Below are 621 nucleotides of genomic sequence, written 5' to 3'. Positions count from 1 at the left end.
TGGCCTTTCATGACTAAACTTCGTATAAATCTCCTTCGCCCTCACCGCAGCGCCTCTGTCAAGCGCCTCATTTTCTACAACCGGTGCTGAGCCATGTTTTATTCTTACCTGGTTTGTATACTTGATGACCTCCTGAATCTGCTTTCTTACTTCAGACGGGCTGTCCGGGTCTGGGGTTGGTGTCGCGGTAGGCTTTGGCTTCTGTGTGGGTTTCGGAGTAGCCGTTGGTTTTGGTGTTGCTGTCGGCTTTGGTGTTGCCGTCGGCCTCGGTTTCTGTGTAGGATGTGGTGTTGCTGTCGGAGTGGCAGTTGGCGTTGCAGCCGGCTTCTTCGGGATGGCAACCCGCATTCCTGCTTTGTTATACCCGCCATAAGTTTTAAACGTCTTATTATAGCCCCTTACCATATAGTAGTAAGTTCTTCCGGCTTCAACCGGGTACTTGCGGCTGGACTTGTGAACGTATTTCAGGGTCTTTGAACTGACGTTTGCAATCCTGGTCCACTTTGTGGTGTCAGCAGAGCGGTAGTAAACCAGGTAGTTCGTAGCATTGATGGATTTTGTCCAAGTAACAGTAGTCTGCTTATAGTTGTTCGCTTTCACGCGGGTTTTTACAATAGACGG

General features: G+C 49.6%; 1 pseudogene. It reads right to left on the bottom strand.

The annotated features are described in order from the left end of the window. A pseudogene (locus DMI82_RS19580) lies at window positions 1-621 on the bottom strand (hypothetical protein); the annotation flags it as partial.

Origin of the sequence: Blautia sp. BCRC 81119, from assembly GCF_003184505.1 — a bacterium.
GTDB classification, from domain to species: domain Bacteria; phylum Bacillota; class Clostridia; order Lachnospirales; family Lachnospiraceae; genus Blautia_A; species Blautia_A fusiformis.
This window is presented reverse-complemented; position numbering and strand designations above follow the sequence as displayed.